General features: G+C 69.3%; 32 protein-coding genes. 19 read left to right on the forward strand and 13 right to left on the reverse strand.

Annotated elements, in window-relative coordinates; translation table 11 throughout:
- The first annotated feature begins 2 nt into the window (after positions 1-2).
- Positions 3-458: a tRNA adenosine(34) deaminase TadA gene (tadA, locus tag IPV10_RS14215; protein WP_207484893.1), complete on the forward strand. Its 456-nt coding sequence runs from the start codon at positions 3-5 to the stop codon at positions 456-458.
- 23 nt (positions 459-481) lie between these two features.
- Here tadA and IPV10_RS14220 read toward each other — a convergent pair whose 3' ends face one another.
- Positions 482-826 carry a hypothetical protein gene (locus tag IPV10_RS14220; RefSeq protein WP_207484894.1) on the reverse strand — a complete coding sequence of 115 codons (345 nt, stop codon included), beginning with the start codon at positions 824-826 and terminating at the stop codon, positions 482-484.
- 59 nt (positions 827-885) lie between these two features.
- Here IPV10_RS14220 and proC point away from each other — a divergent pair, with 59 nt between their 5' ends.
- Positions 886-1,725: a pyrroline-5-carboxylate reductase gene (gene proC, locus IPV10_RS14225; protein WP_207484896.1), complete on the forward strand. Its 840-nt coding sequence runs from the start codon at positions 886-888 to the stop codon at positions 1,723-1,725.
- Between the two features lie 3 nt (positions 1,726-1,728).
- A complete protein-coding gene (locus IPV10_RS14230; protein WP_207484897.1) occupies positions 1,729-2,016 on the forward strand; it encodes a DUF1905 domain-containing protein in 288 nt (95 codons plus the stop codon).
- A gap of 15 nt (positions 2,017-2,031) precedes the next feature.
- Here the strand turns inward: IPV10_RS14230 and IPV10_RS14235 are convergent, their stop codons facing one another.
- Positions 2,032-2,703: a TrkA family potassium uptake protein gene (locus tag IPV10_RS14235; RefSeq protein ID WP_207484899.1), complete on the reverse strand. Its 672-nt coding sequence runs from the start codon at positions 2,701-2,703 to the stop codon at positions 2,032-2,034.
- Positions 2,696-4,126, reverse strand: coding sequence for a TrkH family potassium uptake protein (locus tag IPV10_RS14240; RefSeq protein WP_207484900.1), 1,431 nt, complete (start codon positions 4,124-4,126; stop codon positions 2,696-2,698). Before IPV10_RS14240 ends, IPV10_RS14235 begins: the two co-directional genes overlap by 8 nt.
- Positions 4,127-4,229: 103 nt before the next feature.
- Between IPV10_RS14240 and IPV10_RS14245 the strand changes: the two genes are divergently transcribed.
- The 11 genes from IPV10_RS14245 to IPV10_RS14295 all read left to right on the forward strand — a co-directional run bounded on the left by IPV10_RS14245 (position 4,230) and on the right by IPV10_RS14295 (position 10,160).
- Positions 4,230-4,646 (forward strand): helix-turn-helix transcriptional regulator, encoded by a 417-nt coding sequence (locus IPV10_RS14245; RefSeq protein WP_207484901.1) that lies wholly within the window; start codon positions 4,230-4,232, stop codon positions 4,644-4,646.
- Between the two features lie 65 nt (positions 4,647-4,711).
- The gene (locus tag IPV10_RS14250) at positions 4,712-5,641 is read left to right on the forward strand and encodes a cyclase family protein (RefSeq protein WP_207484903.1); all 930 of its coding nucleotides are present in this window, start codon (positions 4,712-4,714) and stop codon (positions 5,639-5,641) included.
- Between the two features lie 76 nt (positions 5,642-5,717).
- Positions 5,718-5,909 (forward strand): helix-turn-helix domain-containing protein, encoded by a 192-nt coding sequence (locus IPV10_RS14255; protein WP_207484904.1) that lies wholly within the window; start codon positions 5,718-5,720, stop codon positions 5,907-5,909.
- Positions 5,910-5,923: 14 nt separating this feature from the next.
- The gene (locus IPV10_RS14260; RefSeq protein ID WP_207484906.1) at positions 5,924-6,409 is read left to right on the forward strand and encodes a hypothetical protein; all 486 of its coding nucleotides are present in this window, start codon (positions 5,924-5,926) and stop codon (positions 6,407-6,409) included.
- 114 nt (positions 6,410-6,523) lie between these two features.
- Complete coding sequence (locus tag IPV10_RS14265; protein ID WP_003792170.1) at positions 6,524-6,622, forward strand: 30S ribosomal protein bS22; 99 nt, start codon at positions 6,524-6,526, stop codon at positions 6,620-6,622.
- Between the two features lie 84 nt (positions 6,623-6,706).
- Positions 6,707-7,009: a rhodanese-like domain-containing protein gene (locus IPV10_RS14270; protein ID WP_207484907.1), complete on the forward strand. Its 303-nt coding sequence runs from the start codon at positions 6,707-6,709 to the stop codon at positions 7,007-7,009.
- The gene (locus IPV10_RS14275) at positions 7,006-7,302 is read left to right on the forward strand and encodes a glutaredoxin family protein (protein WP_207484909.1); all 297 of its coding nucleotides are present in this window, start codon (positions 7,006-7,008) and stop codon (positions 7,300-7,302) included. Before IPV10_RS14270 ends, IPV10_RS14275 begins: the two co-directional genes overlap by 4 nt.
- Complete coding sequence (locus tag IPV10_RS14280; protein ID WP_207484910.1) at positions 7,299-7,601, forward strand: Dabb family protein; 303 nt, start codon at positions 7,299-7,301, stop codon at positions 7,599-7,601. The genes IPV10_RS14275 and IPV10_RS14280 overlap by 4 nt, the downstream gene beginning before the upstream one ends.
- Before the next feature lie 162 nt (positions 7,602-7,763).
- Positions 7,764-8,576: a basic amino acid ABC transporter substrate-binding protein gene (locus IPV10_RS14285; protein ID WP_207484911.1), complete on the forward strand. Its 813-nt coding sequence runs from the start codon at positions 7,764-7,766 to the stop codon at positions 8,574-8,576.
- Positions 8,577-8,610: 34 nt separating this feature from the next.
- Positions 8,611-9,408, forward strand: a complete 798-nt coding sequence (locus IPV10_RS14290) for an amino acid ABC transporter permease (protein ID WP_207484912.1) — start codon at positions 8,611-8,613, stop codon at positions 9,406-9,408.
- Entirely contained in the window at positions 9,405-10,160 is a 756-nt protein-coding gene (locus tag IPV10_RS14295) for an amino acid ABC transporter ATP-binding protein (RefSeq protein ID WP_207484913.1), read from the forward strand. The genes IPV10_RS14290 and IPV10_RS14295 overlap by 4 nt, the downstream gene beginning before the upstream one ends.
- 130 nt (positions 10,161-10,290) lie before the next feature.
- Here the strand turns inward: IPV10_RS14295 and IPV10_RS14300 are convergent, their stop codons facing one another.
- The 8 genes from IPV10_RS14300 to IPV10_RS14335 form a co-directional block, all read right to left on the reverse strand.
- The gene (locus tag IPV10_RS14300) at positions 10,291-10,473 is read right to left on the reverse strand and encodes a YegP family protein (RefSeq protein WP_207484914.1); all 183 of its coding nucleotides are present in this window, start codon (positions 10,471-10,473) and stop codon (positions 10,291-10,293) included.
- 137 nt (positions 10,474-10,610) lie between these two features.
- Entirely contained in the window at positions 10,611-11,645 is a 1,035-nt protein-coding gene (locus tag IPV10_RS14305; protein WP_207484915.1) for a LacI family DNA-binding transcriptional regulator, read from the reverse strand.
- Entirely contained in the window at positions 11,624-13,639 is a 2,016-nt protein-coding gene (locus tag IPV10_RS14310; protein ID WP_207484916.1) for an aldo/keto reductase, read from the reverse strand. Before IPV10_RS14310 ends, IPV10_RS14305 begins: the two co-directional genes overlap by 22 nt.
- A 222-nt stretch (positions 13,640-13,861) precedes the next feature.
- Complete coding sequence (locus IPV10_RS14315; protein WP_207484917.1) at positions 13,862-14,941, reverse strand: ABC transporter ATP-binding protein; 1,080 nt, start codon at positions 14,939-14,941, stop codon at positions 13,862-13,864.
- A complete protein-coding gene (locus IPV10_RS14320; RefSeq protein WP_207484919.1) occupies positions 14,938-15,732 on the reverse strand; it encodes an ABC transporter permease in 795 nt (264 codons plus the stop codon). The genes IPV10_RS14315 and IPV10_RS14320 overlap by 4 nt, the downstream gene beginning before the upstream one ends.
- A complete protein-coding gene (locus IPV10_RS14325; protein ID WP_307861145.1) occupies positions 15,729-16,667 on the reverse strand; it encodes an ABC transporter permease subunit in 939 nt (312 codons plus the stop codon). Before IPV10_RS14325 ends, IPV10_RS14320 begins: the two co-directional genes overlap by 4 nt.
- Complete coding sequence (locus tag IPV10_RS14330) at positions 16,664-17,800, reverse strand: ABC transporter substrate-binding protein (RefSeq protein ID WP_207484922.1); 1,137 nt, start codon at positions 17,798-17,800, stop codon at positions 16,664-16,666. Before IPV10_RS14330 ends, IPV10_RS14325 begins: the two co-directional genes overlap by 4 nt.
- A gap of 127 nt (positions 17,801-17,927) precedes the next feature.
- Entirely contained in the window at positions 17,928-18,440 is a 513-nt protein-coding gene (locus IPV10_RS14335) for a GNAT family N-acetyltransferase (protein ID WP_207484924.1), read from the reverse strand.
- Between the two features lie 57 nt (positions 18,441-18,497).
- On the opposite strand from IPV10_RS14335, the gene IPV10_RS14340 reads away from it, so the two are divergent.
- Positions 18,498-19,322, forward strand: coding sequence for a TSUP family transporter (locus tag IPV10_RS14340; RefSeq protein ID WP_207484926.1), 825 nt, complete (start codon positions 18,498-18,500; stop codon positions 19,320-19,322).
- Positions 19,323-19,419: 97 nt separating this feature from the next.
- Here the strand turns inward: IPV10_RS14340 and aspS are convergent, their stop codons facing one another.
- On the reverse strand, positions 19,420-21,201 hold the full coding sequence (aspS, locus tag IPV10_RS14345) for an aspartate--tRNA ligase (RefSeq protein ID WP_207484928.1): 1,782 nt from the start codon (positions 21,199-21,201) through the stop codon (positions 19,420-19,422).
- 115 nt (positions 21,202-21,316) lie between these two features.
- Between aspS and IPV10_RS14350 the strand changes: the two genes are divergently transcribed.
- Positions 21,317-21,712 (forward strand): DUF5684 domain-containing protein, encoded by a 396-nt coding sequence (locus IPV10_RS14350; RefSeq protein WP_207484929.1) that lies wholly within the window; start codon positions 21,317-21,319, stop codon positions 21,710-21,712.
- A gap of 1 nt (position 21,713) precedes the next feature.
- The gene (locus IPV10_RS14355; RefSeq protein WP_207484931.1) at positions 21,714-22,343 is read left to right on the forward strand and encodes a histidine phosphatase family protein; all 630 of its coding nucleotides are present in this window, start codon (positions 21,714-21,716) and stop codon (positions 22,341-22,343) included.
- A gap of 166 nt (positions 22,344-22,509) precedes the next feature.
- On the opposite strand, the gene IPV10_RS14360 is transcribed toward IPV10_RS14355, so the two are convergent.
- Positions 22,510-23,403: an NAD(P)/FAD-dependent oxidoreductase gene (locus IPV10_RS14360; RefSeq protein ID WP_207484932.1), complete on the reverse strand. Its 894-nt coding sequence runs from the start codon at positions 23,401-23,403 to the stop codon at positions 22,510-22,512.
- Positions 23,404-23,454: 51 nt separating this feature from the next.
- Here IPV10_RS14360 and IPV10_RS14365 point away from each other — a divergent pair, with 51 nt between their 5' ends.
- Positions 23,455-23,859, forward strand: a complete 405-nt coding sequence (locus IPV10_RS14365; RefSeq protein ID WP_207484933.1) for a MerR family transcriptional regulator — start codon at positions 23,455-23,457, stop codon at positions 23,857-23,859.
- A gap of 52 nt (positions 23,860-23,911) precedes the next feature.
- On the forward strand, positions 23,912-24,580 hold the full coding sequence (locus IPV10_RS14370; protein ID WP_374192237.1) for a TlpA family protein disulfide reductase: 669 nt from the start codon (positions 23,912-23,914) through the stop codon (positions 24,578-24,580).
- Positions 24,581-24,595: the final 15 nt, after the last annotated feature.

The following is a 24,595-nucleotide window of genomic DNA, read 5'->3' on the forward strand; positions in this document are numbered from 1 at the left end:
GCATGACCGCAGCCGACGACATCGCGATGCGGCGCGCTCTCGCGCTCGCCGCCGAGGCCGCGGCGGTGCACGAGATCCCGGTGGGCGCCGTCGTCCTCGACGCCGCGGGCCGCATCGTGGCGGAGGGGCGCAACGACCGCGAGGCGACCCACGACCCGACCGGTCACGCCGAGATCGCCGCACTGCGTGCCGCGGCGGCATCCGCCGGTTCCTGGAACCTCGACGGTCACACGCTGGTCGTGACCCTAGAGCCGTGCATCATGTGCGCCGGAGCGATCCTGCAGGCACGCATCGGCCGGGTCGTCTTCGGCGCCTGGGATGAGAAGGCGGGAGCCGCAGGCTCCATGTACGACGTGCTGCGCGACCGAAGGCTGCCGTACCGGGCCGAGGTCGTCGGCGGGGTCAGCGCGGATGCCGCGACCGCACTCCTGCGCGACTTCTTCGAGTCACGCCGCTGAGATCGGCGGGCGAGCTGGTCGTCTCAGTCGGCCGACTTGAGCACGAACACATCGGTGGAGGGTGCCGGGTCCGCCGACGGGCGGTACACGTCCGGCTCGATGTACAGGGCCAGCACGTTCGGGACGGCGGTGCGGATGCGGGTCTTGATCGCATCGATGTCGTCGGCGACCTCCGGCAGCGAGCGGTCCGCAGACAGGGCGACCTTCACGGCGACGAACAGATCCGCGGGGCTCAGGTGGATCGCGCGCAGGTGCAGCAGCTTCTCGACCTCGGCACCGGCGTAGATCTCGGTGGTGATGCGATCGATGACCGCCCGACTCGCGCTCGCGCCGGCACTGGCGGGGCTGCTGTCTCCTGAAGCACTCATGCTCCGAGTCTAGATCCGTTCGCCGGGGGATCGCAGACCGTCCGCCGTAGGATGACGACATGGCTGAAACTCTCCCCGCTCTCGCGTTCCTCGGTGCCGGATCCATGGGTGGTGCGATCCTCAGAGGCGTGGTCGCATCGGGCATCGAGGTCGATGGCGGGATCATCGCGACGAACCGCTCGGCCGCCAGCGCGGAGGCTCTCACGGGCCTCCCCGGCGTCACGAGCATCGCCCTCGAGGAACAGCCCGAAGGCAACCTGGAGGCCGCCGCATCCGCCGGCATCGTCCTCGTCGGCGTGAAACCGGCCATGGTCGTCGATCTGCTCCGCGAGATCGCTCCCCGGCTCGCACCCGAGACGATCGTGGTGAGCCTCGCGGCCGGGGTCACCCTGGCGACGTTCGCCGACGTGCTCGGTGCCGATGCCCGCGTCATCCGGTCGATGCCGAACACCCCGGCGACGGTCGGCAAGGCGGTGACGGGGCTCGCGTCAGGGGCCGCTGCCACCGCAGACGACCTCGCCGTCGTGCGACGGCTCTTCGAGACGGTCGGAGCGGTGATCGAGGTCCCCGAGGCGCAGATCGACGCGCTGTCCACGATCTCCGGTTCAGGTCCGGCCTACGTCTACCTGCTGATCGAGGAGTTCACCAAGGCCGCGATCGGCATGGGCTTCGCGGAGGGCGATGCCCGCCTCATGGTCGAGCAGACCTTCATCGGGGCGACCGCGCTGCTCGACGTCTCGGGCGAGGACCCCGCAGAGCTGCGTCGCCGCGTCACGAGTCCGAAGGGCACGACCGAGCGCGCGATCGCCGTCCTCCAGGACGCGAACCTCGAGCGGACCTTCGCGGATGCCGCCGCCGCGGCCCTCGACCGCGCCAGGGAACTCGCCGCCGGAGCCTGACGGATGCGGCTGAGGTTCGGCGGGGATATCTGGTTCTGGCGCGGACCCGCGCCGTACCACTTCGTCACCGTGCCGCCGGCGGAGAGCGCAATGATCGGCGACGTCGCGCCGGTGGTCACCTACGGCTGGGGCATGATCCCGGCATCCGTCACGATCGGCCGAACGACCGTCACCACCGCGCTCTGGCCCAAGAACGGCGGCTACATCGTGCCGATCAAGAAGGCGCTGCAGGATCGCGAGGGCATCGGGGTGGATGACGTCGTCGAGATCACCCTCGACATCGACGCCTGACGGCAGTGCCGTCGCTCAGCGGTCGAGAGCGGCGAACCGCTCGATGTCGCTGTTCGTGCCGGACACGATGATCAGGTCGTGGTTCGTGACGATCGTGCTCGCCTCGGCGTAGCGGAACGGCTTGCCGGGGCTCTTCACGCCCACCACGGTCACCTTGTACTTCGACCGCACGCCCGATTCGTTGAGTCCGACGCCGCGGATGAACTTCGGCGGATACATCTTCGCGAGCACGAAGTCGTCGTCGAAGCGGATGAAGTCGAGCATCCGTCCGCTGACCAGGTGCGCGACGCGCTCACCGGCCTCGCGCTCGGGGTAGATGACGTGATTGGCGCCGACCCTGGCGAGGATCTTGCCGTGCGACTGGGACACGGCCTTCGCCCAGATCTGCGGCACCTTCAGGTCGACCAGGTTGGCGGTGATCAGAACGGATGCCTCGATCGACGAGCCGACCGCGACGACGGCGACCTGGAAGTCCTGGGCGCCGATCTGGCGCAGCGCGTCGATGTTCTTGGCGTCGGCCTGCACGGTGTGCGTGACTCGCTCCGACCACTTCTGCACGAGCTCGATGTTGTCGTCGATCGCGAGCACCTCGCGGTCGAGGCGGTCGAGCTCGCCGGCGCAGGCGGCGCCGAACCGGCCGAGGCCGATGACGAGGACGGGAGCATCGCCACGGAGGACTTCAACCAACGATCGGCCTTTCCACGGGCAGCGAGTAATACTGCGATCGCGATGTCGCGGCGACTGCCGCGGCGAGTGTCACTGTACCAACGCGCCCCATGAAGATGGTCGTGGCCATCACATAGGTCGCCGAATCCGGGAGCTCGCCGGTGAGACCGGTCGACAGGCCGACGGTCGCGAAGGCGGAGATCACGTCGAACAGCACGTGGCTGATGTCGGCCTGCGTGATCTGGGCGATGATGATCGTCGACAGGGCCACGATCGTGGCGCCCCAGGCGACGACGCTGAGCGCGACCCGCTGGACGTCGCTCGGAATGCGACGGCCGAACGCCTCGACCGACTGGCGGCCCTTCGCCTCCGACCACACGGCGATGGCGAGCACCGCCAGGGTGGTCACCTTGATCCCGCCTGCAGTGGATGCCGAGCCGCCGCCGACGAACATCAGCATGCTGGCGGCGAGAAGCGACGAGCCGTTGAGGTCGGCCATGTCGATCACGTTGAAGCCGCCGGAGCGGGTCATCGCGGAGAGGAAGAACGCCTGGAAGGTGGTGTCCCAGGCATCCATCGATCCGAAGGTCTTCGGGTTGAGGTACTCGAGGACGACGAACACGGCGGCACCGAGGACGAAGAGCAGCACGGTCGTGACGAGCGTGAGCTTGGTGTGCAACGACCAGCGCTTCACATGCCAGACGTGCTTCGCGAGCGTGTAGATCACCGGGAAGCCGATGCTGCCGAGGAACACACCCGCCATCAGCAGGGTGAGCACGAGATAGTCGTCGGCGAAAGCGGCCACGCCGCCGATGTTGGGGGTGAATCCGGTGTTGGTGAACGCCATGGCGGCGAAGTACGGTGCCTCCCAGAGCGCCGCGATGGGCTCGACCCCCGCCATCACGAGCGCCGGATAGAGCAGCACGGCGAGCGCGCCCTCGATGATCAGCGCGGAGACGGCGACAGTCGTGAGCAGCTGACCGACCTCGCCGAGCCGGACGGTCTGGCTCTCGTTGACGACGCCGCCGTGCGCGCGCATCGGGTTCGTGTCGCCGGCCGCCATGAGCTTCGCACGGAGGCCGAGCCGCTTCGAGATCAGCATGCCCATCAGCGACGCGAGCGTCAGCACGCCCAGCGCGCCGATGTTCACGCCGATGAAGATCATCACGTTGCCGAACGGCGACCAGTGCGTCGCCATGTCGACCGTTGACAGCCCGGTGACGCAGATCGTGGAGACGGCGGTGAAGAGCGCATCGCTGAGCGGGGTGACCTCGCCCGTCGCCGAGGAGATCGGCAGAGACAGCAGAACCGTGAACACCAGGATGAGCAGCGCGAAGACGACGATCGCGAAACGCGACGGAGAGGAGGTGATGATGTGCTTCACCCAGGCGGCGGCGCCTTCGAGTCGCTGTCGAGGCGACGACGCCGAAACGATGCCCGACATCGCGTCCTCCTCCGGTTCACTGCACCGCCTGCGGCGGCTGCGCGGCGCCTTTCGCCGAGCCTTCGTCATGGTACTCCGTGCCCGGGGAGACTACCCTGATCACATGACGGACATCTTCGACGTGATCGCAGACGGTACGAGGCGAGACATCCTCCAACTCCTCCTGCGACGCACCACCGAAGGTGAAGCCGGCACCAGCGTGAGTCAGATCGTCGCCGATCTCGGCATCAGCCAGCCCACCGTGTCGAAGCATCTCAAGGTGCTGCGCGATGCTGAGCTGGTCAGCGTGCGCGAGGACGGCCAGCGGCGTTTCTACAGTCTCGCCGTCGACCCGCTCGCGGCCGTCGACGACTGGCTGGTCCCTTTCCTGATGGACGCGTACGGCGACGACGCACCGGACATCGACTACCCGGTTCTGCCGCTGCCCGACAGCGCGGCGCACGCGGCCGAGGTCGTCGGCCGCGCAGCGGCCTCCGCCAAGCATGTCGTCGCCGCCGCGCTCAAGCGGCTCGGCGGCTGAGCGGATGCAGACGATCCGTGGTCGGATGCGCCGTCGGCGGCATCCGGCTTTGCCATGATGTGTGGATGACCACCGCAACCGCCGAGTACCGCGCCCGCTTCGATTTCACGATCTCGTTCGCCAACGGCGGGGGCATCAGCGGTGACGGCTTCCGTCTAGACCTGCCGCGGCCGGACCTGACCGCCGAGGAGGTCGGGCTCCTGCTCGTCCGGCATCTCGGGCTGGCGCTGGTGGAGAAGGTCGAGCTGCGCGAGTTCCAGGTGATCGAGGAGGCGCACCGGGGGAGCCGCGGCGTCGGCCTCCCGGCAGAACGCGCGGAGCGCGTGATCGACCTCAGCCACACGATCGAGGCGGGGCTGGTGACGTACCCAGGACTCCCCGCTCCGACGATCGTGCCGCACCTGACGCGCGCGGACTCCCGCAGCCGCTATGCGCCAGGTACGGAGTTCGCGATGGACATCATCACCATGATCGGCAACACCGGCACGTATCTCGACGCGCCGTACCACCGCTATGCGGACGGCGGGGATCTCGCGTCGCTGGAGCTGAGCAGCCTGGTCGGCCTGCCCGCCGAGGTGTTCCACCTTCGCGACGCCTGGAGCGCAGACCGCAGGGGCATCGGCGCGGCGACGCTGGCCGACCGGGATCTCGACGGCGCGGCCGTGCTGATCGACACCGGCTGGAGCCGCCACTTCGGCGCGCCGGAGTACGCCAAGGGTGCGCCGTTCCTCACCGAGGATGGCGCCCGGTTCCTGGTCGAGGCGGGCGTGCGCCTGGTGGGCATCGACTCCCTCAACATCGACGACACCGAGAGCGGTGGCGAGCGTCCGGCGCACAGCATCCTGCTCGCCGCGGGCGTGCATGTCGTGGAGCACCTGACGGGCCTGGACGCCGTGCCCGCACAGGGCGGCCGGTTCACTGCGGCGCCGCCTGCGGTGCGCGGTTTCGGGACGTTCCCGGTGCGGGCTTTCGCCACGGTGCCGTCGTCCCACTGACCACATGAGCCACACGGGTTTACACCTGCCCCAGCACCCCATAGAGTGTGTGCACATCGAGAAAGGGGTACGTGGGATGCCCGAGGTTCCTGAAGTCCGGTTCCTGACGGTGGCCGAGGTCGCCGAGATCATGCGCGTGTCGAAGATGACGGTCTACCGGCTCGTCCATTCCGGCGAGCTGCCCGCGATCCGCTTCGGCCGCAGCTTCCGCGTGCCCGAGTCCGCTGTCGCAGAAGCGCTGCAGCGCCCGATCGCCGACGTCGGCTAGCCGAAAGCGCAGACGTGGACGTCAGCACGTTCTACGCACTGTTCTCGACGACGTGCTTCACGCTGACAGGTCTGTGGTGGAACGTCGTGCGCTCGCGACGCGACTGGACCGCGAACCCCGCGATGCGTCGGACGATCGGCGGCATCTACCTGTCGTTCCTGCTGCCGGCTCTGATGGGCCTGTTCGCGCAGGTCGGGGGCACCGAGAGCCCGCTGCTGTGGCGCATGTCGTTCGTCGTGATCGCCGTGGTCGGCGGCTTCTCCATGATCCGCCTGGTCTCGCGGGCCCGGGGCGACGGGGCGCCGGCCGCTGTCCGGTGGGTTCAGGTGGGCATCGTGGTCGTCTACGCGGCGATCGCCGTGCTCGGCGTCGCGCCGCAGCTCGCCGGATCGCTCGGACTCACGGGCATCCAGGTCGAAGCGCTGCTCCTGATCGCCCTGGTCGCGCTCGGACACGCGCTCGTGTGGCGGTTCATGGTGACCGAGAACGCCGATGAGTGAGGGCGTACGAGGGGAACGATCTGGTTTGCTAGACTGATCCGAGGCATTTTTCCGTGCCCGTACCCGGGCGTCCGACTTTGCGCGACGCCCAGCCACTGACTTAGTGAGGTTTCCGTGGGTTCTGTCATCAAGAAGCGCCGCAAGCGCATGGCGAAGAAGAAGCACCGCAAGCTGCTTCGTAAGACTCGCCACCAGCGCCGCAACAAGAAGTAAGCGGCCAGACACCGAGCGCCTGTCTTCGGACGGGCGCTTTGTGTCTGCGCACGCAGTTCCGCCATCTGGCCGTAGGAGGATGCTTTGAAGTCGATCACCGTCACCGAACTCGCCGCCCGGGATGACACCCCGCTCATCGATGTGCGTGAGGCGAACGAATTCAGCACCGGTCACGTCCCCGGTGCGGTCAACATCCCGATGTCGGAGCTCGGCGCCCGGCTCGAGGAGCTCCCGTCGGAGGCGTTCGACGTGATCTGCCAGATCGGCGGACGCTCGGCCCGTGTCGTCGAGGCGCTCGAGGCGCGTGGCTACGACGTCACCAACGTCGAGGGCGGCACCGGCGAGTGGGTCACCCAGGGGCTCCGGGTCGAGGTGCCCTCGGCGTGACGACGCTGACGCTGATCGGCAAGCCCGACTGCCACCTCTGCGACGTGGCCTCCGACGTGATCGACGCCGTCGTCGCAGAGCTGCCGGATGCCGCCGCGGAGAGCATCGTGATCGAGACCGCATCGATCCAGGACGACCCGGCGCTGTACGAGCTGTGGTGGGAGAAGATCCCTGTCGTCCTGATCGACGGCGAACTGCACGCGCACTGGCGACTCTCGCCCGACCGTCTGCGCCATGCACTGGAGGAGGCCGTCCGCACGGACGCGCCCGCGGAGCGAGGGGAAGCACGATGACCATCCGTCATGTCGTCACATGGAAGCTCAAGGCCGAAGACCCGGCGGAGCGCGCGGATCAGGCCGCCGAGGTGGCACGCCGGCTGAACGCCCTCGACGGCGTCGTGCCGCAGCTGCGCTCGATCTCGGCCGGCGCGAACGTCGCGTACCCCGAGGCGAACTGGGACGTCACGCTCGTCGCCGACTTCGACTCGGTCGCCGCGATCGAGGACTACCAGGTTCACCCGGCCCACGAGGAGGTCGCCGTCTACATCCGCTCGGTGGTCGCCTCCCGCGTCGCCGTCGACTTCGAGGTCTGACCCGCCGGCAGGGGGCGGCACTGCGAGGTCGGCGCACACACTTGCAACACAAATGTGATCGGCGGAACGCGTTTGCCGCTGCACGTGTCGACTGGCCGCATGTCAAGATGAACTCCTACCCGTCCGTGGGCGTGATCCGCCCCGTGTCACACAGGAGCTGAAATGCAGCGTCGCAACCTCTTCGCCGGGATCGCCGTCACGGCGGTCGCCACCCTCGCCCTCGCGGGCTGTGCCGGCGGCAACGGCGGCTCCGGAGCCGGCGGCTCCGCGGGCGACGAGTACGACCTCGTCGAGGCAGGCACCCTCACGATCTGCTCCGACATCCCCTACCCGCCCTTCGAGTTCGAGGGCGGCGACAACGGCACCGGATACACCGGCTTCGACATCGACCTTCTGGTCGCGATCGCCGAGAAGCTCGACCTCGAGCTCTCCGTGCAGGACGTCGGCTTCGACGCGCTGCAGTCCGGCACCACGCTCCAGTCGGGCACGTGCGACCTCGGCGCCTCGGCGATGACGATCACCGACGACCGTAAGAAGAACCTCGACTTCTCCGACCCGTACTACGACTCGCTGCAGTCGCTGCTGGTGCGCACCGACTCGGGCATCGAGTCGATCGACGATCTCGCCGGCAAGAACGTCGGTGTGCAGCAGGGCACGACCGGTGAGGCGTACGCCCAGGAGAACGCTCCTGAGGCCGAGCTCGTGCAGTACCCGTCCGACGGCGAGCTGTGGCCCGCGATGCAGGCCGGGCAGATCGACGCGATCCTGCAGGACCAGCCGGTGAACCTCGAGCACGAGAAGGCCGACTCCGCCTACAAGATCGTCGAGGAGTACGAGACCGGCGAGTCCTACGGCTTCGCCTTCGCCAAGGACGAGAAGGATGCTCTGCTCGACGCGGTGAACGGCGCTCTGGCGGAGCTCCGCGACAGCGGCGACTACCAGGCGATCTACGACACCTACTTCACCGCGAACTGACCGGCGAACGACGCAGGTCGGAAGGACCTTGACAATGGCGTTGAGGCGCACCACCAGGAGCAAGCTCTACCGGTACATCGTCTATGCGGTGCTGATCGCGATCGTCGTCTGGGTCGCTGTCACCAGCAACTGGGCGAAGCTCGGTCCGCTCTTCTTCAATCCTGAAGTCGCGGCGAGGATGTTCCCCGAGATCATCACCATCGCGCTCGTGAACACGGTGTGGTTCACTGCGGTGGCCTTCATCGGGGGCCTCCTGCTCGGCATCCTGCTCGCTCTTCTGAAGATGTCGAGCATCGGACCCTTCCGCTGGATCGCCACGGCCTGGATCGAGCTGTTCCGCGGACTGCCCGCGGTGCTCACGATCTTCGCCGTGGCGTTCATCGTGCCCATCGCGTCGGGCGTGCGCGGCCAGGCGCTGGGCGGCCCGGTCGTGCTCGGCCTGATCGGCCTCATCCTGGTCGCCTCCGCGTACATGGCGGAGACCATCAGGGCAGGCCTCCAGGCGGTGCCGAAGGGGCAGACGGAGGCTGCGCGCTCCCTCGGGATGTCGCCCATGAAGACGACTTTCTGGATCGTCGTCCCGCAGGGTTTCCGCATCATCATCCCGCCGCTCACCAACGAGTTCGTGCTGCTGCTGAAGGACACCTCGCTGCTCTTCGTCGCGGGCACCTTCATCTGGTCGAAGGAGCTCACCGCCTTCGCCCGTGATGCGACCACGCAGAACTCCAATGCGACGCCGCTCGTGATGGCGGCGATCCTCTACCTGATCGTGACGATCCCACTCACGCGTTTCACCGCGTGGCTGGAGCGACGGATGGCGAAGCAGCGATGATCACCGACCTGATTGATGTCCACGCCCCCGCGATCGACGTGCAGGGGCTCGTCAAGACCTTCGGCGAGAACGAGGTGCTCAAGGGCATCGACCTCACCGTCACCTCCGGCGAGGTCGTCTGCGTGATCGGCCCGTCGGGGTCGGGCAAGTCGACGCTGCTGCGCTCGGTGAACCTGCTCGAGGAGCCGACCGGCGGCAGGATCTTCGTCGAGGGGATCGACATCACCGATCCTGACGTCGACATCGACCGCGTGCGCACCCGCATCGGGATGGTCTTTCAGAGCTTCAACCTGTTCCCGCACCTGAGCGTGCTCGGGAACCTGACGATCGCGCAGCAGCGCGTGAAGAAGCGCTCGAAGGCCGAGGCGCAGAAGGTCGCGCACGAGATGCTCGAACGAGTCGGGCTCGCGCACAAGGCCGATGCCTACCCGGGGCACCTCTCCGGCGGCCAGCAGCAGCGCGTCGCGATCGCCAGGGCGCTGTGCATGAACCCCGACATGATGCTGTTCGACGAGCCGACATCGGCGCTCGACCCCGAGCTGGTCGGCGAGGTGCTGCAGGTCATGCGCTCGCTGGCCGACGAGGGGATGACGATGCTCGTCGTGACCCACGAGATGGGCTTCGCACGTGAGGTCGGCTCGCGGCTGATCTTCATGGACGGCGGGCACATCGTCGAGCAGGGCGACCCGCGCGAGGTGCTCGGGAACCCGCAGCACCAGCGCACGAAGGACTTCCTCGCGCGCGTGCTGTAGCCCGCCCGCGCGGTCCGCTCCTGCTCCTGCTCCTGCTCCTGCTTCGCCGAAACCCCGTTCTATCGCCGAGACCCCCTCGTACTGACGTCAGTACGAGAGGGTCTCGCCGTGAAGGTGGGGTTCTCGGCGGTCAGTCGACCTCGACGACCTCGGCATCCGCCGCGTTGCGCTTGACCGAGTCGATCCCGTTCAGCGCGCTCGACTTGGAGGAGTAGCCCTCGCTGCCCAGCGCGATGACCTCGCCGTTGCCGGCCTTGAGGCGGAATCGGTACTCGCCGGACTTGTCGGTGTACAACTCGAACTTGCCTGCCATGAGGCGTCCTTTCGCTTCGTTGCGAGGGAATGAGGCGCCCTCGAGCATCACGCTAGCGCCGGAGGCGCCGTGGAAGGAAGAGCGCGGGCGCGATCGGCAGGACGACGGATGCCGCCGCCGGCGCCGCCCGGAGCGGGCTACGCCGATTCGCGCAGCACGAGCCGGTGGCTCACGACGCGCTGCAGTCCGGCATCCGTGTCGCCGTCCCCGAGCGCGACGGCCAGCTCGAGCGTGTGGCGCGCCACCTCGTCGAAGTCCACCGCGAGTGTCGTGAGCGTCGGGGCCACGAGCGTGCCGATCGTCAGCCCGTCGACACCGGCGACGCGGATGTCGTCCGGCACATGCAGACCGGCATGGCGGCACGCCGAGAGCACGCCCAGCGCCATCAGATCGTTGAACGCGAGGATGGCGTCCGGGCGCGCTGCGCGGCGGATCACCTGTGCCGCGACCGCGGAGGCGTGCTCCGGGGTCGACGCGGACGCATGGACGAGCTCAGGCGCCAGCCCGCGTCGTTCGAGGGCAGCCATCATGGCGAGTCCGCGGCCGCTGGTCTCATGAGGTGCGGAGGCATCCAGCACGACAGGGCGGCGGGTGCCGACGGCGACGAGATGCGCCGCCAGGTCCTCGATCGCGGCGGCCGGATCCAGATTCACTCCGGGATGCTCGGAGCCCTCGCCGGCGTCGAGCAGGATGAGGGGGGTCGCCCCGGATCTGCGCTCCCACCCGAGCGCCCATTCGCCGAGATAGCCGACCACCACGTCGACCTGGGCCTGCAGTGAGCGCAGCAGCCGGTCGGCGGACCCGGCGAGCCCGATGTCGACGAGCGAGACGCTCCATCCCTCATCGGCGGCGCGGCGGACGACCGCCGCGGCCAGCTCCGGCGAATAGGGATTGCGCAGGTCGCTGACGACGAGGCCGAGCTGGGGGTCGCCGCCGGTGACGAGTCCCCGGCCGAAACGGGACGGCCGGTAGGCGAGGGCGGTCGCCGCCTCGAGCACACGCTGCCTGGTCTCGGCGCTGATGCCGGGCATGTCGTTGACCGCGCGGGTGACCGTCTGACGCGAGACGCCGGCGGCGGCCGCGACGTCGAGGATGGTCGCCCGCCGGCGGCCGGCGGGCGATCCGGACCTCTCCGGATCGCCCGGGCCGGTCAGCTGCGCAGATTCAGCCATTCCACCTCTTCGGGCGTGAGATCGACGGTGAGCCCCCGCATGGAAGAGCGGGTCTCCTCGATCGTACGCGGTCCGAAGAGAGGGAACGTCGGGAAGGGCTGCGCGAGGACGTAGGCGAGAGCGATCGCCGTCGTCGGCACGCCCCGCTCGGCTCCGAGGTGCTCTGCTCGACGCAGACGCTCGAAGTTGTCGTCGCTGTAGTAGCACCGCACGAGCTCCGAGTCGCTGAGGTCGTCGGGGTGAGCGCGACCCGCGAAGAATCCCCGCGCCTGCGACGACCAGGGCAGAAGCGGGATCTGCCGCTCCTCGAGCCATCGCTTCGAAGCGGCGTCGGTGACGTGCACGCATCCCTCCCACGGCACGTCGTAGGCCTCGGCGAGGCCGAAGTGATCGCTCACGACCCCGAACCCCTGACGTCCGTTCGCCGCGGCGTACGCGTTGGCCTCGTCGATGCGCTCAGGGCTCCAGTTCGAGCCGCCGAACACGCGGATGCGCCCTGCGCGCGCGTGCTCGTCGAGGACGTCGACGAACTCGCCGACCGGCACGTCGGGGTTGTCGCGGTGGAGCATGTAGATGTCGGCGTAGTCGGTTCCCTGCCGTTCGAGGCTCTCGAGCAGCTGACGCGAGACGGATTCGGGGTCGCAGTGCGGCGTGTGCCCGCCCTTCGTGATGACCACGACGTCCTCGCGGACGCCGCGATTCGCGATCCAGCGGCCCAGCCGCCCCTCGAGTTCGCCGTCGCCGTAGATGTACGCAGTGTCGAAGACGTTGCCGCCCTGCTCGGCGTAGACGTCGAAGACGGCCGAGGCGTGTGCGAGGTCGGGCTGGTTGTCGACGCCCATGACGAGCCGGGAGACGCGCTTGCCGACGCCGGGGATCTCGCCGTAGCGCATCTCTCCGGCGCTGCCGCCTCCCGTGCCGCGCACGGGCGGGATGTCGGCCTCCTCGGCCTCGAAGGGGTAGCGCAGCCCGATGGCCGCGCGCCAGCGGTCGAGCGTGCGTGCGGTCGCGAGCGTCTCCGCCGAGGTCATCTCGGCGGCATCCGCCCGGCCGTCGCGCAGCGCGGCCATGGTCGCATCCGCCTCCAGTCCGTAGGCGTCGGCGGCATCGATCACGATCGTGCGCGCGCCTTCCGTCGTCACGAGCTCGATCTCGGCGTCGCCAGTGGGCACCCAGGGCTCTGCCACATGGATGCGGCCCCGCTCGCCGAGGATCGTCACCGCGTTCGCCGCCGTCGCCATCACACCGGTGGTCAGGGTCGCGGTGATGCCGCTGCGGAACGTCGCCCTGGCGACGGTCCACTCGTCGACGCCGGTGGGCCCGAGCGTGCCTCCGGCCGTGAGCTCGACGGGCTCGGACGCGTGCTGGCCGTCGGCGGCGTCGACGACGGCCGCAGCCATCGTGACGGTGTAGCCGCCGACGTCGAGGATGCCGCCGCCGGCCACGGCGGGGTCGAACAGTCGGCCGCTGCGCTCGCCGACGCGGAAGGCGAACGAGGCGTCGATGTGCAGGACGCGGCCGATGGCGCCCTCGCGGACGAGATCGAGCATCGCCCGCGTCTGCGGGTGGAAGCGGTACATGTAGGCCTCGACGAGCGGCACACCGGCCTGTCGTGCCGCGTCGACCATCGCCATGGCCGTGCCGTGGTTGACGGCGAGAGGCTTCTCGCACAGCACCGCCTTGCCTGCGGAGAGCGCCGCGATCGCGAGGGCGGGGTGCGCCGTGTGCACGCTCGAGACGTACACGGCGTCGACTCGCGGATCGGCGAGCGCCTCGGCGTAGCCTCCTGCGGTCACGTCCGCCGCGCCCTGCTGCTCCGCCTCCTCGGCGAACGACCGCGCCCGCGAGACCTCGGTGCTGCCGACCGCGACGAGCTCTCCGGCGCTCGTGGCGAGGCCGGCGAGGAATCTCCGTGCGATACCGCCGGGGCCGAGCACGGCCCATCCGCCGGTGCGCGTGTGCGTCTCTTCGACTGCGAGCTGAGTGGTCACCATCGTCCTTTCGAGCCTTGGCCGTGAACGTTCACGGCCTCACACACGCTAGTGCGACTCGATGACGACGTCAAGGAGCCGTGAACGATCACGGACGTTGGAAGGACTGAATCCGCGCGGCCCCGCGACGCGGCCGCGGCCGCGCAGCCGCCCGGATCAGCCGGCCCGCAGCAGCCCGCCCGGAGCAGCCGGCCCGGATCAACCGGTCCCGAGCCGCTCCTCGGATCAGCCGCGCGGATGCACCGTGACCGGCTCGGCGGCCACCGCAATGCGCACGCGGTCTCCGAACGCCGGGTGGATGCCGGGAGCGTGCTGCAGCCGCACGAGCTCGCCGGATTCCGTGCGGACGAGGGTCCTGCGCATGCTGCCGAGGAACGTGCTCTCCTCGACCAGCGCGTCGGTCGCGGCATCAGCCTCCGAGGCGAAGTGGACATTCTCGGGGCGGAGGAACACGTCGACCGGGCCGTCGGCCGGCGTCTGCAGCGGAAGCCGCTGCCCCCACACCACGACGTGATCTCCCTCGGCGACACCGGAGACGATGCTGGAGAGACCGACGAACGCCGCGACCCCGGCCGTGGACGGCGTCGTGTACAGCTGCTCGGGTGAGCCGATCTGCTCGATGCGCCCGGCGTTCATGACCGCGATCCGGTCGGAGACCGCGAGGGCCTCCTCCTGGTCATGGGTGACGAAGACGGTGGTGATGCCGAGGCGCAGTTGGATGCGGCGGATCTCGTCGCGCAGCTGCACCCGCACCTTCGCGTCGAGCGCCGAGAGCGGCTCGTCCAGCAGCAGCACCTTCGGCTCGGTGACCAGCGCGCGGGCCAGGGCGACGCGCTGCTGCTGCCCGCCGGAGAGCTGATGGGGGAAGCGGTTGGCGAAGTCGGCGAGGCCGACGAGTGCGAGCGCGTCGAGGGCGCGCTTGGCGGCATCCGCTCTGCCCACGCCGCGACGGCGGAGCCCGAACGCGGTGTTGTCCGCCACGCGCAGGTGCGGGAACAGCGAGTACGACTGGAACACCATGCCGATGTCGCGTCTGTTCGTCGGGACGCGCGACACGTCGCCGCCGCCGAGGAGCACCGCGCCTTCGTCTGCGGCCTCGAGGCCCGCCAGCACCCGCAGCAGCGTCGTCTTGCCGCACCCGGACGGTCCGAGGAGCGACACGAACTCACCGGGCGCGATGTCGAGGTCGACGCCGTGCAGCACGCGCGTGCCCGCATAGCTCTTCACGATGCCCTGCAGCTGCACCCTGGTGCCCTCGCCGGCCTCGGCGAGGAGCATGTTGTCGGCGGTTCGGGGGAGGGTCATGAGCGGGCCTTTCCGGTGCCGCGTGCGGCGCGGCCGATGACGAGGAGCAGGACGAAGCAGAACAGCAGCGCCAGCAGCGTGAAGATCGCCGGCGCGTAGGCGTCCTGCTTCTGCACGACCACCATGGCGGTCTGGAAGACCTGACGGTTCAGGAGCGAGGCGATCGTGAACTCGCCGAGCACGACGGCGATCGATATGAGCGACGCCGCGAGCAGGCCCTGCCGGAGGTTGGGTGCGAGCACCTTGAGCACGACTGTCGGCCAGCTCGCACCCAGCGAGCGTGCGGCCTCCGCGAGCGTCCGCAGGTCGGCCGCGTCGATCGACGCCTGGATCGAGCGGTACGCGAACGGCAGCACGGTGATGCCGTAGGCGAACGCCAGCGTCCAGGTGCCGGTGCCGAGGGCGCGACCGATCTGCAGGTAGATCGGGGCGAGGCCGACGACGAGAACGATCGCGGGGATCGAGATCGGCAGCAGCACAGCGAACTCGAACACCGGCTTGAGCCGCGGGAAGCGGAGGTTGACCAGGATCATCGTCGGCGCCAGCAGCAGCAGCACGATCGCCACGGTGACGACGGCGAGGATGAGCGAGTTGCCCAGACCCGTCCAGATCGGCTTGATGGCAGCGGACTGCGCAGGGTCGAAGAGCGAGATCCAGCGCGCGAACGACAGACCGGCCTCGGGATCGCGCAGCGTGTAGAGAAGCGTCGAGACGAGCGGGATCGCGAAGAAGGCCCCGACGAGGACGCCGATGATCCATCGTGTCGCGAGCGAGGGTCCGATGCGGTTCATGCCTGCCACCTCGCTGCCCGGCGCTGGACGAGGGAGTACAGCGCCATCACGACTCCGACGATCACGATCATGCCGAGCGCCAGGGCGCCGGCGAGGTTCTCCCGCCCCAGCACCGTCTCGCTGGTGAGTGCGGTGCGGATCTGGAGGGGCACGATCTGCGAGCCCTGACTGGCCAGGGCTGCGGCGGTCGCGTATGAGGAGAACGCGTTCGCGAACAGCAGCAGGAGACTCGCGAGGAATGAGGGGGCGAGAACCGGGATGCCGACGCGCAGCCAGAAGCTCGCACGGGTTCCGCCGAGGGTCAGGTTCGCCTCCGCCCATTGGGGCCTGAGGGCGGCCAGGGCCGGCATGAACGTGATCACCATGAGCGGGATCTGGAAGTAGATGTAGGGCAGGACGAGGCCGGGCAGCTCGTACAGCCAGGTGCCGTTCTCGTAGATGTTCACGCCGAGGTCGTCCTTGAGGAACAGCGTCACGACGCCCTGGATGCCGATGGTCGCGATGAACGCGAAGGCGAGCATGACGCCGCCGAACTGGGCGAGGACGCCGGCGGCGGCGTCCACCGTCTGCCGGATCACGCCCTCGGGGTTCATGCCGAGCAGGGCGTAGCAGACCAGCGCTCCGACGAGGGCGCCGACCAGGGCGGTCAGCAGCGAGAGTCCCGCCGAGTTCGCGAACGTGGTCAGCACGACCGGGTCGGCGAGGGCGGACACGTTCGTCCACGTGAACGCGCCGTCGTCGGTGAAGAAGCCGGATGCGATCGCGATGACGGTCGGCACGGCGAGGAACAGCAGGACGTATGCCGCGAACGGCACGAGGCCGAGCCACGCGAGGGAGGGCGCCGAGCGCCGGTCCCTCGCACGCTGCGAGGACCCGGCGCTCGGTGCGGGGGCGGATGCCGCGGCATCCGCCCCCGCGGTGGCGAGTGTCGTCACTGGACCGCCGCTGCCCACTTCTCGCCGAGGAGCGTGCCGGCGTTCGCCGACTGCTCCTCGGACGGGACGACGGTCTCTGCGGGAACCTCGGGAAGCGCCGCAGACAGCTCCGCGTCGATCGTGCCGGCCTCGGTCATCGCCTCCATGCGGGCAGGACGTGCGCCGCCCTTCAGCCACAGGTTCTGGACCTCGTCGCTGTAGAGGAACTCCTGCCACAGGCGCGCTGCGGCCGGGTGCGGGGCATCCTTGTTGATCGCCTGGTTGTAGTAGCCGGCGTAGCCGGTGCCGTCGAGGACGACGACCTTCCAGTTCTCGTTGTCGGCCGCGTGTGCGGCGTTCAGGTAATCCCAGTCGAACACGACGGGGGTCTCGCCGCTCGCGACGGTCGCCGTGGTGACGTCGACCTTGAGCAGGTTGCCCGCCTTCTGCAGCTCCGAGAAGAAGTCGATGCCGGCCTGGAAGTCGTCGAGCGCGCCGCCGGACTGGACGGTCGCGAGGCCCACCGCGGCGAAGGCGGCGCCGGCCTGGGTCGGGTCGCCGTTGATCGCGACGGCGCCCTTGTAGTCGCCGCTCTTCAGGTCGTCGAGCGCCTCGGGGGCGTCGAACTTCGAGGAGTCGTAGCCGATGGACATGTACCCGCCGTAGTCGCCGACGAACAGTCCGGTCGGCTCCTTGAGGGCCTCGGGGATCTCGTCCCAGGTCTGCACCTGGTACGGCGCGAACGCGTCGGTGTTCTGCAGGGCGACCGTGAGGCCGAGGTCGAACACGTCCGGGGCGGTGTCGAGACCCTGGTTGGTCTCGGCGACCTGGATCTCCTCGGCGCTGGAGATGTCGGGGGAGGCCTCGTTGATCGTGATCTCCGGGTACTTCTCGGCGAACAGGTCGAGGATCTCGCCGTAGTTCGCCCAGTCGCGGGGCAGCGCGATGACGTTCAGCTGGCCCTCCGCCTTGGCAGCGGCCTCGAGATCGGCGAACGTGCCGAAGTCGGTGACGGAGGTGGCGGTCGCGGCGTCCGCACCGTCCGCTCCTGCGGGGGCATCGGTGGCGCCGGCGCAGGCGGTGAGTGCCAGCGCGGCGGTCGTGACCAGGGCGATTCCGGCGCCGAGGCGGGCGCGGCGGGTGAAGCGTGCCATGAGGATCCTCTCGTGTCCGGCGTCTCGCGCCGGGTCGGGTTGCGAGAGGACGCTACGGGGCCGGGGTTACGCGGCGGTCCGGGCCGGGTGAACGAGAGGTGGCCGGGGAGAGGCCGGCGGATGTCGCTCAGCGGGCGACGTGCAGCTTGAACCCGACGTGCGAGCCGACGTAGCCGAGGCGCTCGTAGAAGCGGTGCGCGTCGGTGCGGGCGGCATCGGAGGTGAGCTGGACGAGTGCGACGTCGAGCGCGGGGGCGGCGTCGTCCGACACCCACCGCATGGTCGCGGAGCCGAGGCCGGACGAGCGCAGGTCGCTGCGCACGCGGACGGCCTCGACGAGCAGGCGCCGGGCGCCGCGACGCGCCATCCCCGGCACGAGGGTGAGCTGCAGCGTGCCGACGACCTCTCCGCGCAGCTCCACCACGAGCAGGTCGTTGGAGGGATCCGCGAGGATCTCCGCGAGGGCTGTGGCGTAGGCGGGGCGGTCCTCCGCCGAAGCACGGTCGCCGCGGGCGGCGCTGATCGGATCGTCGGAGAGCAGGGCGATCACGGCATCCGCGTCTTCGGGGACCGCCCGGCGCAACAGGGCGCGGCCGGATCGGCTGTCGAGCGGATGCGGGAGGGGAAGCGCGTCGAGCATGACTCCAGTGTGTCACCGTGGCCGGAGGCCGCCCGCGGTTCTGGCATCCTGGACCCGATGGATATCGGCGCATTGCTCGGGCTCGAGCAGCTCACCGGGGGCATGCTGATCCTCGTCGTCCTCGCGGCGTTCGGCGCCGGATGGATCGACGCCGTCGTCGGCGGAGGCGGGCTCCTGCAGCTGCCCGTGCTGCTGCTGATCCCCGGCATCACGCCCGTGCAGGCGCTGGCCACGAACAAGCTCGGGTCCGTGTTCGGCACGGCGACCAGCAGCGTCACCTACTACCGTCGCGTGAAACCCGACATCCGCACGGCGCTGCCGATGGCCGCGATCGCGCTCCTCGGCTCCTTCGGCGGGGCTGCTGTCGCCACGGTGCTGCCCGCGGCGGCGTTCAAGCCGATCATCGTCGTGGCGCTGCTGGCAGTGGCGCTGTTCACGGCGTTCCGGCCGCAGATGGGGGCCGCGACGCAGCTGCGATTCACGGGGCACAAGCACCACATCGCAGCAGGCGCGGCGGGGCTCGGGATCGGCTTCTACGACGGCATGATCGGACCCGGCACCGGCACGTTCCTCGTCATCACGCTCGTCGCGCTGATGGGCTACGACTTCCTGCAGGCCAGCGCCAAGGCCAAGATCGTGAACTTCGCCACGAACGCGGGGGCGCTGATCCTGTTCATCCCGCACGGCGCGGTGCTGTGGCTGCTCGGACTGATCCTCGGCGCGGCGAACTTCGCCGGCAGCTACCTGGGCTCGCGCATGGCGATCGCCCGCGGGTCGACGTTCATCAGGGTCGTGTTCCTGGTCATCGTGATCGCGCTGATCGGCAAGCTCGGCATCGATGTGTGGAACGAGAACATCGTGCCGGCGCTCGCCGGTACCTGAGCCGCTGCAGCAGGTCGCAGAAAAGCACTCGGGTCGCAGGAATCCGAGGATTCTCTGCGACCCGAGTGCGAATCTGCGACGTCGTGCCGGGTGAGGCTCAGGCCTCGTCGACCTCCGGCTCGAAGTCGACGCCGGCTTCGGCGCGCTGCTCCGGGCTGATGGGTGCGGGAGCGGAGGTCAGCGGGTCGAAGCCGTTGCCCGACTTCGGGAACGCGATGACCTCGCGGATCGAGTCGGTCTTGGTCAGGTGCTGCATGACGCGGTCCATGCCCAGCGCGATGCCGCCGTGCGGCGGGGCGCCGAACTTGAACGCGTCGAGCAGGAAGCCGAACTGCTCGTCGGCCTGCTCGTCGCTGATGCCCATGACGGCGAGCACCCGCTTCTGCACGTCCTCGCGGTGGATGCGGATCGAGCCGCCGCCGAGCTCGGAGCCGTTGCAGACGATGTCGTACGCGTAGGCGAGAGCCGAGCCGGGGTCGGTGTCGAACGTGTCGGCGAATTCGGGCTTGGGGCCGGTGAACGCGTGGTGCACGGCGGTCCAGGCTCCGGCGCCGACGGCGACGTCACCGGATGCCACGGCATCCGCTGCGGACTCGAACATCGGCGCGTCGACGACCCAGGTGAACGCGAACTCGTCGGGGTTCAGATAGCCGAGTCGACGGCCGATCTCGACGCGGGCGGCGCCGAGGAGCGCGCGGCTCTCCTTCGCGGAACCCGCGGCGAAGAACACGCAGTCGCCGGGCTCGGCGCCGACGAACGCGGCGAGGCCGTTCTGCTCCGCCTCGGTGAGGTTCTTCGCGACCGGGCCGCCGAGGCTGCCGTCATCGTTGAACAGGACGTACGCGAGGCCGCCGGCGCCGCGCTGCTTCGCCCAGTCCTGCCAGGCGTCGAGCTGCTTGCGCGGCTGCGAGGCTCCGCCGGGCATCCGCACCGCCCCGACGTACTCCGACTGGAACACGCGGAACGGCGTGTCCTTGAAGTACTCGGTCGCCTCGACGAGCTCGAGACCGAAGCGCAGGTCGGGCTTGTCCGAGCCGTACTTCGCCATGGCGTCGGCGTAGGTGATCCGCGGCAGCGGGGTCGGCACCTCGACGTCGATGGTCTTCCACATCGCGACGATGAGCGACTCCATCAGCGTGATGACGTCTTCCTGCTCGACGAAGCTCATCTCGATGTCGAGCTGGGTGAACTCGGGCTGACGGTCGGCGCGGAAGTCCTCGTCGCGGTAGCAGCGCGCGATCTGGAAGTACTTCTCCACGCCGCCGACCATGAGCAGCTGCTTGAACAGCTGCGGCGACTGCGGCAGCGCGTACCAGCTGCCCGGGTGCAGGCGCGCAGGCACGACGAAGTCGCGGGCACCCTCGGGAGTGGAGCGCGTGAGCGTCGGCGTCTCGACCTCGGTGAAGTCCTCGGCGTGCAGCACGTCGCGGATCGCCTTGTAGACGTTCGAGCGGAGGCGAAGAGCGGATGCGGCGGCCGGGCGGCGAAGGTCGAGGTAGCGGTGCTTGAGACGCGCCTCCTCGCCGACGGTCTCGGTGTCGGCGACAGCCGTGGACACCTGGAACGGCAGCGGAGCGGACTCGTTCAGCACCTCGACGTCGGTTGCGATGAGCTCGACGTCGCCGGTGGGCAGGTTCGGGTTCGCGTTGCCGTCGGGGCGGCGCGAGACCTCGCCTGTCACCTTCAGGACGAACTCGTTGCGCAGCGGGTGCGCGACCTCCTCATCGCGGATGACGACCTGGGCGATGCCGGACGCATCCCGAAGATCGATGAACGCGACTCCTCCGTGATCACGACGGCGATCCACCCACCCGGTGAGGGTGACGGTCTGGCCGATGTGCTCGGCTCGCAGTGAGCCGGCGGAGTGAGTGCGAAGCACGGAGGATTCCTCCTGATCTGGGAAATGATGAACCCGCCCATTCTACGTGGGCTGGCGGGGCCGCCCCGGCCCGTGCGGATCGCTCAGTATGATCGCGGGGAACGAAAGGCAGACCATGACTTCTCCCCTCGCAGTGAGCGACGCGAACGGCATCACCGATCTCTTCGCCTCGATCTTCTCCGGCACCACCGGCGTGATCGCGCTGATCTTCTACATCGCCGTCGTGATCGGCCTGTGGAAGGTGTTCACCAAGGCCGGGTACGCGGGGATCCTGGCAGTCATCCCGATCGTCAACGTCGTGATCCTCGTGCGCATCGCCGGGATGTCGGGCTGGCTTGCGCTGCTGTACCTGATCCCGATCGTCAACTTCGTCTTCGGCATCGTCGTTGCGATCAAGCTGGGCGAGCGCTTCGGCAAGGGCGGGCTGTTCTCCTTCTTCCTGCTGTTCGTCTTCCCCTACATCGGCTACCTGATCCTCGGCTTCGGCGACGCGAAGTACCGCAAGGCCTGAGGTGTCGGCATCCCGCCTGCATCTCGTCCGACATGGTGAGGTGCACAATCCGCTCCGCGTCCTCTACGGGCGACTGCCGGACTACCACCTGAGTGCGGCCGGCCGGCAGATGGCGCAGGCGGCGGCCGACCACGTCGCGTCCCTCGGTCGCCCGGTCGCCGCGCTGTACTCGTCGCCGCTCGAGCGCGCGCAGGAGTCGGCTGAGCCGTTCGCCGAGCGCTTCGATCTCGAGCCGGTGATAGACATCCGGGTGATCGAGCCGACCAACGTGTTCGAGGGCACGCAGATGCGCCGCTCGCTGATGAACCCCCTGAACTGGTGGCATCTGCGGCAGCCATCTCTGCCCAGCTGGGGCGAGCCGTACACGTCGATCGCCGAGCGGATGCTCGGGGTCATGGACGAGGCGTGGGATGCCGAAGAGAGCGGCGACGTCGTGATGGTCTCCCACCAGGCGCCGATCTGGATCACCCACCTGCGGGTCGCGGGACTCCCGCTGCGTCACGACCCGAGAACGCGGCGCTGCGCGCTCTCCAGCGTGACGTCGTTCGAGCGCGTCGGCGACGTGTGGCGCGAGGTCGACTACGCCGAGCCTGCGTCCACCGCCGGTGCGGTCGACGTCGGCGCGGTCTGACCCCCGGGGTCGACCGACGCCACCCGGTCGTTGACCGACGCCACCCGATCCACCGGTCGCCGAGCGACGCCACCCGGTCGCCGAGCGATGCCGCCCGGTCGCCGAGCGATGCCGCCCGGTCGCCGAGCGAGCGAAGCGAGACGAACGCCCCTTCGGCGACGGGACTTCAGCCGAGCGAACGGATGATCCCGATCGCCGCGAGCTGACCGGCGGCGGCCGCCTGCACGACGGCTGCCATCGGCCCGGGAAGCGCCGCGCGATGCGCGAGGTCACCGGCCGCGAACACCCCTCGCGCGGAGGTCGCGCCGAAGTCGTCGATCTCGATCGCGCCGGAGGGCAGCATCCGCAGGCCGAGCTGCTCGGCGAACGGGGCGCGCTGGCGCACCTCGACGGAGGCGACGAAGATGCCGGCGACCGAAGTGGTCGCATCGCCCGCGGTGATCCTGACCTCCGCCGCGTCACCCTCCACGGCCTCGACCGGGGTGAGGCTGACGCGGGCGCCCCGTTCCTCCAGCATCCGCCGGTCATCGTCGGTGTAGGGCTCGCCGACGGGGAAGACCGTGATCTCGCCGACGATCCGGCCGAGCAGCCCGATGAGGTGCTCGGCCCGCGCGGCCGCACCCAGGATGCCGATGGGCTTCCCCGCATGTTCGTGACCGTCGCAGAAGGGGCAGCTGAACGCCTTCGTCCCCCAGAGCTCCTGGAGCCCTGGAATCTCGGGGAGATCGTCGGCGACGCCGGTGGCCAGCACGATCCTCCGCCCTTCGGCCGATGAGTCATCGCCCAGCCGCACCGTGAATGCGCCCTCGGCGCCGTCGACGCCGACCGCGCCGACGTCACGGATCTCGACGTCACGGTACTCGGCGAGCTGCTCGCGGGCGGTCGCCCGGAACTCGGCGGGCGGCGTGCCGTCCTCGGCGACGACGTTGTGCATGTGCAGCACCGTCCCGTTCCGGTACTCGCCGGAGTCGAGGAGCAGCGTGGGGCGATGCATCCGCCCGAGGGTCAGGGCGGCCTGCAGGCCCGCGGGGCCTGCGCCGATCACGATCGCGTCATACATGGGAAGTCCTTCCGTCTTGCGTTCTCGACCAGTCTGTGACTTCATGTCAACATGAAGTCAAGTCATTCGCCGCGCTGGGCCGTCGGCGACGTCGCCGCGCGTTTCGACCTCCCCACCAACGTGCTCCGGCACTGGGAGACGGTCGGCCTGCTGAGGCCAGCTCGGGATGCCGCGGGGCGGCGCCGCTACGGCGAGGACGACGTCGTGCGCATCGCCGTGATCCAGCGGAGCAAGGCGGCGGGCATGAGCCTCGAGCAGATCGGCGTGCTACTCGACGACGGAAGCGCCGGCCGTCATCAGGTCCTTCAGGAGCACCTCGACGACCTGGATCGGCGAATGGAGGAGATGCGCCGCTCGAAGGAGATGACCGAGCACGCGATGCGGTGCAGCGCGCACGACATCTCGATGTGCCCGCGGTTCCGCGCCGGCGTCGCCGACGTCCTCGCCCGGTTCTGAGGCCCTCCTGCATCCGGCCGATGCATAGGAACCCCCGCGTAAACTGGGAATCGTGCCTCCTGCTCCCTGGGTTCCTGAGCCCGTCGAAGGGCGCCCGACCCGCAGCGGCCGCCGCTCCCGCATCCGCCCTCGTGGTCGTGCGGTCGGAGCCGCGCTCGCCGCGGTCCTCGCGATCGGTCTCAGCGCCTGCGCCCCCGACCCCGTGAGCGACTCGTTCCTCAGCGGCGACAACCCCGGCTATGTGGCCGCCGACGGCGCCATCGCCGAGATTCCGGTGGCCGAGCGCGGGGAGCCCGTCGACTTCAGCGGCGTCACCGAGTCCGGCGACGCCTTCGACAGCGCCGACATCGCAGGCAAGGTCACGGTCGTGAACTTCTGGTACGCCGGCTGTGCGCCGTGCCGGGTCGAGGCGAAGGATCTTGAAGACGTCTGGCAGGAGCACGGCGGCGAGGACGTCGCCTTCGTGGGGATCAACACCCGCGACCAGGCCGACACGGCCAGGGCCTTCTCCGACGAGTTCGGGATCACCTACCCGAGCCTGATCGACGTGGACACCGCCGAGGCGAAGCTCGCCTTCGCCGAGGCCGTGCCGATCCAGGCGACCCCCACCACTCTCGTGCTCGACAAGCAGGGACGAGTCGCCGCCCGCATCATCGGCCCCATCGACGGCACCTCGATCCTCTCGACGCTCGTCAAGGACGCGCTCGCGGAGACCTCGTGAACGCCGCGGGAGTGT

This window comes from Microbacterium sp. SD291 (genome assembly GCF_017355365.1).
Lineage (GTDB): Bacteria > Actinomycetota > Actinomycetes > Actinomycetales > Microbacteriaceae > Microbacterium.

Coding starts and splice junctions, on each gene's coding strand:
- tadA (WP_207484893.1), top strand. CDS start 3: ATGACCGCAGCCGACGACATCGCGATGCGGCGCGCTCTCGCGCTCGCC.
- IPV10_RS14220 (WP_207484894.1), bottom strand. CDS start 826: ATGAGTGCTTCAGGAGACAGCAGCCCCGCCAGTGCCGGCGCGAGCGCG.
- proC (WP_207484896.1), top strand. CDS start 886: ATGGCTGAAACTCTCCCCGCTCTCGCGTTCCTCGGTGCCGGATCCATG.
- IPV10_RS14230 (WP_207484897.1), top strand. CDS start 1,729: ATGCGGCTGAGGTTCGGCGGGGATATCTGGTTCTGGCGCGGACCCGCG.
- IPV10_RS14240 (WP_207484900.1), bottom strand. CDS start 4,126: ATGTCGGGCATCGTTTCGGCGTCGTCGCCTCGACAGCGACTCGAAGGC.
- IPV10_RS14245 (WP_207484901.1), top strand. CDS start 4,230: ATGACGGACATCTTCGACGTGATCGCAGACGGTACGAGGCGAGACATC.
- IPV10_RS14250 (WP_207484903.1), top strand. CDS start 4,712: ATGACCACCGCAACCGCCGAGTACCGCGCCCGCTTCGATTTCACGATC.
- IPV10_RS14255 (WP_207484904.1), top strand. CDS start 5,718: ATGCCCGAGGTTCCTGAAGTCCGGTTCCTGACGGTGGCCGAGGTCGCC.
- IPV10_RS14280 (WP_207484910.1), top strand. CDS start 7,299: ATGACCATCCGTCATGTCGTCACATGGAAGCTCAAGGCCGAAGACCCG.
- IPV10_RS14285 (WP_207484911.1), top strand. CDS start 7,764: ATGCAGCGTCGCAACCTCTTCGCCGGGATCGCCGTCACGGCGGTCGCC.
- IPV10_RS14290 (WP_207484912.1), top strand. CDS start 8,611: ATGGCGTTGAGGCGCACCACCAGGAGCAAGCTCTACCGGTACATCGTC.
- IPV10_RS14295 (WP_207484913.1), top strand. CDS start 9,405: ATGATCACCGACCTGATTGATGTCCACGCCCCCGCGATCGACGTGCAG.
- IPV10_RS14300 (WP_207484914.1), bottom strand. CDS start 10,473: ATGGCAGGCAAGTTCGAGTTGTACACCGACAAGTCCGGCGAGTACCGA.
- IPV10_RS14305 (WP_207484915.1), bottom strand. CDS start 11,645: ATGGCTGAATCTGCGCAGCTGACCGGCCCGGGCGATCCGGAGAGGTCC.
- IPV10_RS14310 (WP_207484916.1), bottom strand. CDS start 13,639: ATGGTGACCACTCAGCTCGCAGTCGAAGAGACGCACACGCGCACCGGC.
- IPV10_RS14315 (WP_207484917.1), bottom strand. CDS start 14,941: ATGACCCTCCCCCGAACCGCCGACAACATGCTCCTCGCCGAGGCCGGC.
- IPV10_RS14320 (WP_207484919.1), bottom strand. CDS start 15,732: ATGAACCGCATCGGACCCTCGCTCGCGACACGATGGATCATCGGCGTC.
- IPV10_RS14330 (WP_207484922.1), bottom strand. CDS start 17,800: ATGGCACGCTTCACCCGCCGCGCCCGCCTCGGCGCCGGAATCGCCCTG.
- IPV10_RS14335 (WP_207484924.1), bottom strand. CDS start 18,440: ATGCTCGACGCGCTTCCCCTCCCGCATCCGCTCGACAGCCGATCCGGC.
- IPV10_RS14340 (WP_207484926.1), top strand. CDS start 18,498: ATGGATATCGGCGCATTGCTCGGGCTCGAGCAGCTCACCGGGGGCATG.
- IPV10_RS14350 (WP_207484929.1), top strand. CDS start 21,317: ATGACTTCTCCCCTCGCAGTGAGCGACGCGAACGGCATCACCGATCTC.
- IPV10_RS14360 (WP_207484932.1), bottom strand. CDS start 23,403: ATGTATGACGCGATCGTGATCGGCGCAGGCCCCGCGGGCCTGCAGGCC.
- IPV10_RS14365 (WP_207484933.1), top strand. CDS start 23,455: ATGAAGTCAAGTCATTCGCCGCGCTGGGCCGTCGGCGACGTCGCCGCG.